This window comes from Marinobacter manganoxydans MnI7-9 (assembly GCF_000235625.1).
Lineage (GTDB): Bacteria > Pseudomonadota > Gammaproteobacteria > Pseudomonadales > Oleiphilaceae > Marinobacter > Marinobacter manganoxydans.
In genome coordinates, this window is record NZ_AGTR01000015.1 from 128,171 (window position 1) to 135,448 (window position 7,278).

Consider the following 7,278-nt stretch of genomic DNA (forward strand, 5'->3'; position numbering starts at 1 on the left):
TTTGGGGCAGGACTCAGGTCCTGCCCTTTTTTATCGTTCCTGCCAGTAGATCACTCTGTCGTGGCCCCGATAGACGCCGAATGTCGCGGTTGCTTGCGGATTTTCCTCAACACCGTCGCCGTCGAAGTCAGACTGCCAATATAGAGGCACGGGATATTCAACCTGAACATTACCGGTGTTACCTTCTCCCGGCGCAGTGAGACGGATCGGCGCTCCAGCGGCAGGCCGACCGCTATTGATTGTCCCTGAGTTGGCATCCACGGAGGTGTTCGGAGGCATGTCCGTTATCACCGCATCAGCGGTATTGTAAGCCCAGCAAATTTCATCACTGTGCAGCTCAAAATCAGTCCCGTTCCAGATCTGGACTTCAAACGGCATCGTCAGATCGAGGGTTTCAGGGCCATAAGCGTTCTCTAAAACCATTCGACCATAACGAATTGAAGCGCCAGAAGAAGACAACGTCGGCAACTCCGCCGTCGGCATTGATACCCCGTCTGAATCGGAAATATTCGTGAATGCAGTCTCGAGTCTGGCATCAAACGGGCCAATCAGGGAATTTGCATTGCGATCATAGGTAAAGGTATCTGCGCCCGCCTGATAAACCAGCGTGCCATCGCCATTCCCTATAAGCGTTGGTGTTCCGGCAACAGTTGTCACACCAGGGGCAGTGCCCTGCGCGCCAATTTCATCCGCGTCTGCGGCAGGATCAGTCCGCCCAATATCCGCGACCGTCAGCTTCTGCCAACTGTCCCGATAGTTTCGCGTGACAGGCCCGACACCACTCACACTGTATGCTCTTGCCGAAAAGATAAACTCTGGCGAAAGACCGTATCCGAAGCTTTGACCGGTGTAATTGAAACCATTGCACATGGCATCAAGCACTCCGTCCATCTGGCTATCGAGAGAGAACCTCTCCGGATGGAACCTGCCGACTGGCCCTGAATCCCCGACCACCGTAACAGCGCGCCCGAGGAAAGCGCCGTTGATTCCAGTCGCGACCTCTATCGCACCAACCTCGTTAAAGGCCGCTGAACCGGACGCCGATCCAGAGCTGAAGCCGCTTAATCCACTCAAGCCTGCGAGTCCCGGATCAGCCGCGCCTGCGGGCCCCGCAATCAGATAACCGGCGACACTAACGGCCGCGTCAAAGCTGTCCACGGATGCGTTATCAGTGAGATCGGTGTTATTGGAGGCATCAGCATCCCCATGACCATCCGGTTGACCGTCTGCGTCTGCATCGTCAGCACTGTCGTACTGCACGGCCCTAACCGACACGTCGAATGGTCGCCCCGCCGCCCTGAAGGCAGTTCCACTGGGTGCATCAGTCGCCGGGTTGCCGGCTACGGTCACTGCAAAAGCAAAGGGCCTGGCCGTTAATTCCGGTCCGGTACCTGCGATGGCGATGGGATTGTCATTCTCGTCCAAAATGAGACCGGATTCGGAGTCTTCCAGCTCCAGTGCATAGTGACCAACATCGGTAGCAATGAGCCCCAGGTTTGCAAGGCCACGGTCAAAGTCAACTGTCAGATTGGAAGTCGCTGGTCGTGACGAGGGCAACGATATACTCCCCGCACCGGCATCAAGCCCGGGCGCAGAGCCAGCTGGATCGTCTGTTTCCCGATTCAGCCAGGCCCTGAGATCCACTGCACCATCATAGGCTTCAACACGACCACACTCACCACTGGAGGGATCTCGCCTCAATACCTCGGCCTGCAAGCCGTGTGGTCGCCCGGCAATGACATCATTACCCAGGCTATCAGCCAGACCGATGACCAGCGCGTTCTCACGAAATTCGACCACATTGGAAACCCCGAACTGCCCACCGGTTATGTCCTCGGCACGGATGGTCAGTCGATCGGCGCGGGTATTTTCCAGTCCCAGAGTGATTTCCCCGTTGTCTGCAGCAACGAACTCGTATAAGGCCTGACCATCATCGACATCTGGACTCGGCGACAGGGGGCCCGACGCTGCAACCTTCTGCCAGTTGCCATGGCCGGCACTTGTCGTGATCCGCATGGTACCTTGATAACCCGTGAGCACGTTGTCGCCGGCATCCTCTGCCTGAATTCTGACATCGACGGGCGCACAAACGCTGGCGGTCGCAGGCACAGTTATGCGGAAATGATCGAGAACCTGGGCACAGGGACGACTGCGATTCGCTTCGCGAAGAATGGCCGCATCGGATAGCGCTCGGGCGTATAGGCGCACCTCATCGATCTGGCCTTCAAACTCTCGGCCGCCAAACCCCTGATCGGCGCCTATCTGAAATGGATCAGCATTCAGGAGCAACGACTCACCTGCAAACGACTGCCTCGCCCGTTCCACACCGTCAATAACGATGCGCTGTACCCCATCTCGTTTCGAGTAGGTGATGGCTGTGTGGACCCAGGTGTTCAATGGCAGTTGATAGCCCGAGGTAAAGGATCGCGAAACACCGGATTCGTTCGTCCACCACCAGTAAATCTCGCGGTTGCTGTCAACGTGGTACTCATAGTTTTCGTCTTTCGACACGATGGTTTTGATGCCACCGCCAGTTGGGAAAGCATCGACATTTATCCAGGCCATGACGGTAAGCTCATCGGTGCCGGACAAGTCATCATCATGGGGGATGTCTATGAACGAGCCGCTCGACAGGGTGGCGCCATAGCAGACTTTGGCTGGTTCCGCCGTCGCTCCATTGACGGCTCGCCCGTCCAACCCCGTTCCACGAAGCTCGACAACCTCCCCGGGATCACCTTGCCACCGAGGCCCCTCGAGGCCATAGACTGCGCGCAGAGAGAAGTCGACAACAAAATCACCGGAAAATGCCAGAAACCCTGCTTGCTCGGTGGTGTGGCTCAGATCCCGATCATTCGCCCAGTCCTCCTCGATCTTCAGCTCAACGGCATCGTTGGATACCGAGCAGCGGCGCAGCCAACCACCGTCGCCACCATCGCGGGTCAACTGAGAACCGACAACGCGGGGCGGAGAGGGGTACGATTGCAAAAAGGGTGCGCTGTCACAGCTGTTCGTTCCAGAAATGTTGTCCGGGGTAATTTGGGCCTCAGACAGAACTGTTCTACCGTCGTTATCGACAAAACTACCGATGACGCCCGGTTCAATTGCCAGATATGCGATCGTCTCTGGTCGCACAACAGAACCCGAGGTTGTCTCAGCTCGCTCAATAGCAAGATCTATTCCCGAAGCTCCCAGGCGATCGTGCGCCATCGTCAACCAGGGAACCGATCGTTCACCGGGAGACGACGTTTCGTTCTCCAGGGTTTGAATGTTGCTGATGAAAACCGGTGTTCCACCAAATCCGGTGAGAAAGTTCAGGCGCGACCAGTCCGAACCCGAAATAAACCGCCCCTGTTCCGATTGAAGCGGAACCTGGCCAACCTCAAGCCTCGTTCCATCCGGAAACGTATGTTCTCCATAGGTCACCGCAAGATAATGCACCGTCGTGTTCTGATCGCCTACATCACTGTAGCGTGTGGGCGGCTCCAACGGCACGACATCGAAGCCGTCCTCACTGATCTGGCGAATGCGAACTGCTGATGGTTCCGGATTATTGTCGTCGCTCAGAACAAACACTGCCGGGGGTGACGGATAAACCTGCTGGAAAGAAATCCGGGTAACGGCACCAGGGTTCACAGTCACTGAGCGGGATTCCATCATCAGGGGTTCAGGCTCAGGCGGCCGGACCTCGGAGTCGTAGGCAAAAGGCTCAGAGAAAGCGACCAGCCCGACACTCTCAACGACATGATTGCGCTCGGAGTCCTGGGCGGTGTCCTCGTCGATAAGCAATCCGATGCTGGAGTTGGAAATCTGGCATTGCCGAAGCCAGCCGCCGTCTTCCTCCAGCCGGCTGGTTTTGCTGGCGACCGCGATGGGCGCCGAACCATAGGAGTTGTTGAACACGAAATTGCTGCAACCGTCATCCCACCCACGCGGACCGTTAAAAATACTCTGGGACTCGAACAAAACGTTTATATTTCCAATCGCTCTGAAACTGGCCGTCGCAGGCGAAATGGCAATGAACCCGATTTGTTCGACGTTGTCCAGGTCGTAGAATTTGTTCCCACCGGAGCCGTCAAAAGCCTCACTTAACTCCAAAGCGTAATTGAACCCTGACGATGTCACTGCATCGAACACTGTTGTAAACCAAGGTTGCGAAACTTCATCCGGAACACCCGCATTCGTTTCGTTGGTCATCGTCTGAACGTCACCAATGACCACGGGCGTAGTTGAAAAACTGGTAGAAAAGTTGAAGCTTCCCCAGTTTTTCTGCCCTTGTTGTGAGTTACCGCCAAACTGGACGAAATCCTTGTTGTTGCTCCCGGATCCGCTCTCCCGGGTGCTTAGCAGACCAGCTTCAATGCGAGTGCCATCGGGCAATTGGTGCACGCCAGGCTCGACGGCCACGTAACTTACCGTCATATTGGTGTGCGGGCCATCCTCGGAGAAAGGCTCTACCTGCGCTATCTCAAACCCCGTTGAAGTGACGTTTCTGATCCGTAAAGCGGAAGCGTTAGGGCCATCATCCGTTGGCAAGGCCACAACGATGGGCGGGGAGGCATAGGTTTGCTTGAAGCTGAAAGAGAACAGCTCATTTTCACCCGATGTGGCCGGGAGATCCAAAGTGCCAGCTTCCATCTTCCAGGCATGGGCCAGGCACGGGGCCAGCAGAATCACAACCAGGATAGACCTTATCAGCGCCGTGAACTGCCTCATCGCACTCTTACCTCAATCGTTCGGGACGCAACTTCAGGCCCGCTGCCACACTGACCATTGCTGAGCAACGTAAACACGGTTTCGGGTGCCGGACTACCGTCTATATCGGCTTGCACCGAAGTACAGGTTATACCTGCGGAGCAGTTTGAGAGGCCGCCGTTGGAAAAAGTGATCGAAGAAGAAACAGAGCCACAACTGCTTCCTGACAGCGCTTCCGCCACGGCAACCTGCGCACCACTCTCCGCTGCATAAAAGGCCCTCTGGGAGAGAATCTGCTGGCTGACCGAAGCGCCCGAGCTCTCCTGCTGTTGCGCCATGCTGGTAACAATGAGTGCTAATACCGTGATGATGAACAGCGCTACCGGAAGCCCCGCCCCTATTTGCTGTTTGATGCCTCGTTCAGGGTACATTTCGGATTTGCACCTCCTGGCTGACAGTCGTTGCCTCCGAACCATCCTCGCTGGTCAAAGTGAAAGCGAATTGAACAACCGCCGCCCGCTGGAGAGTTGCCGGCAAATACCGGAAATCCACATTCCCGGCCAGATTGGCGGCCAACACCTCTCTGTCCCCCGTTGGCGGTGAAGGCTGGGTGGAGCTGGGCGAATAATCGTTATACCGATAAAGAAAGCGACCACTCCGACACAAACTGACGGGCTGACCCACCACGAACAAACGGCGCGCGGGTGATGTGGAGGTAAACCGATGGCCAGAGGAGAGCTCGATGCTCGCTGGCGACCCTGTGTTGTCAATTGACGAAATCAAAGGAGAGACGGGACCGGGATTGGTGCCATTATAAAGATCGGCGGTAGTTGTCCCATACCCGTAAACCACGGCGCGGGTAGTTCCCACTGAGGGAAGGTTCGCAAAGGCGGCGACATCAATCTGGTCAAATGCCGGGCCTCGGGTAAGCCTGACGTAGTTGGTACCCGCCTCCAGAGGCAACCACTCAATGCAATCACCTGAAGTCCGAACCGACAGAGCGAACGCCTCCCTCAGCTCACGGGTGATTTGCTCTGATACAACCACTCCCTGAAAGGCTCGGAGCTGGCGGGCGCTGACATCCAGCGCACCCTGAGTTGAAAGGCTCACAAACCGGACCGACACCGTGGCAACAATGCCAAGCAATACAATGACCATCAGCAACTCGATCAGGGTAAAACCGGCTCGCTGGTGCATCAGAAATTCGCCCTGTAGACGGAAAAACTGTAGCCCTGACCACCCGGATCGGTGATTGTCAGGTCGACTCGCTTGGCGTCCGCCGGAGCCAGACCCACTTCCCCACCTGCACACTCCACGGTGATTGAAACCCGGAAGCCAGAGTAATCCGCTGCCAGTGGGGTGCCTTCGGCATTTTCGGGCGCAGCGTCGGCGATGGCGTTGTAATCGTCGACATCATCATAGTCAGCCCGACTAGCTTCCTCCGTGTTGATTGTACAGCCGGATTGCTTCGGAACGCCCCCGACGGGCGTGTTGTCATCGTACTTTCGGCTGAGAATTTCATCCATATAGAGCTGCGCAAGCGCCACGGCGCGGGTCTGGTTCAACGGATCGGCGCTGCGGCCTGCGATCAGGGAGAAAGCCCCCACCACTCCGGCTATGGCAACACCAATGATCACGATCGTGATCACCAGCTCCACAAGTGTTGCGCCACCATGACGTGCTCTCATGACTGGCAACTTCCGGCGTAGACGGCGCCCAAAGAGCTCAGGCAGGTTTGAAAAGTGCTTTCACCGGAAAACGAGAACTGCATGTTATTGCCAGCAGAAGGTGCGCCTTTAGTATTGAATGTCACCGTCAATGGAAGAGTGTTGCCGGCAACAGCCAAAGTGGCACCCTCGTGGGCGACCTCAAAAGTCCGCTCGTTACCGGTGCCACTACCAACCACAAACCGGAAAACATTTGAATCGCGCTCGATTGTGAGCGTGTTGGCAGGATTCCCCGCCAGCGCTGCCTGCTGGGCAAGCAGCGTGGCGGAGGCAAGTTGCTGGGTGGCCAGCAGGGGGGAGAAGGCCGAGCGGCTGGCGAACAGGCCTATGCCCAGAGCGGAAAGGACTCCGATCAGGATGATGACCGTTACCAGCTCTACGAGGGTGAAGCCCGATGACATGGGGGCATCATTTATTCTCATGCCCCTCCAGCCTCCCAATTTTTACCCAATTACATAGTGTCGGCCTGACCACGCCGCACTGATCAGGCATAGTCGAGTAATGCAAACCTGAACTCAGCAAGCAGTTGTTGAAGTGTCAGAATCAGTTATATCAGATACCGCACCTGTCGACTCGGTGTAAGTAAAGGAGCACTCACCTAGGGTGACTGTCAGAACTCCAGAGGCAGCTGCCATCGTGTAGTCTGCCTCCGATAGCTGAGCTGCCGTCACAATTCCATTGGTTGAGAGCGAACTTGCCGCGAGTCCATCACCGTCCGCAAGAGGGTAGCCAGCAGCCGACATTGCTATTGCTGTCGATTCCAAGGTCACAGCCGCACTCGGTGTGCTACCTGCTGCTAACCAAGCGGAATGTGCGATTGCTGAGGCTGATTTCACGGCACCGGATGCGGCTTGAATGC

Annotated in this window: 5 protein-coding genes; all 5 read right to left on the reverse strand. The window is 56.4% G+C overall.

What is annotated here, in order from left to right:
• Positions 1 to 30 precede the first annotated feature (30 nt).
• Genes KYE_RS04605 through KYE_RS04625 form a run of 5 tightly spaced genes read right to left on the reverse strand, consistent with a single transcriptional unit; the run spans position 31 to position 6,841 of the window.
• Positions 31 to 4,713: a DUF6701 domain-containing protein gene (locus KYE_RS04605; protein ID WP_008170899.1), complete on the reverse strand. Its 4,683-nt coding sequence runs from the start codon at positions 4,711 to 4,713 to the stop codon at positions 31 to 33.
• Positions 4,710 to 5,123, reverse strand: a complete 414-nt coding sequence (locus KYE_RS04610) for a hypothetical protein (protein ID WP_008170901.1) — start codon at positions 5,121 to 5,123, stop codon at positions 4,710 to 4,712. The genes KYE_RS04605 and KYE_RS04610 overlap by 4 nt, the downstream gene beginning before the upstream one ends.
• A complete protein-coding gene (locus KYE_RS04615) occupies positions 5,113 to 5,889 on the reverse strand; it encodes a prepilin-type N-terminal cleavage/methylation domain-containing protein (RefSeq protein ID WP_008170903.1) in 777 nt (258 codons plus the stop codon). The genes KYE_RS04610 and KYE_RS04615 overlap by 11 nt, the downstream gene beginning before the upstream one ends.
• Entirely contained in the window at positions 5,889 to 6,380 is a 492-nt protein-coding gene (locus KYE_RS04620) for a prepilin-type N-terminal cleavage/methylation domain-containing protein (RefSeq protein ID WP_008170905.1), read from the reverse strand. Before KYE_RS04620 ends, KYE_RS04615 begins: the two co-directional genes overlap by 1 nt.
• Positions 6,377 to 6,841 carry a type II secretion system protein gene (locus KYE_RS04625; RefSeq protein WP_008170908.1) on the reverse strand — a complete coding sequence of 155 codons (465 nt, stop codon included), beginning with the start codon at positions 6,839 to 6,841 and terminating at the stop codon, positions 6,377 to 6,379. The genes KYE_RS04620 and KYE_RS04625 overlap by 4 nt, the downstream gene beginning before the upstream one ends.
• Between the last annotated feature and the right edge of the window lie 437 nt (positions 6,842 to 7,278).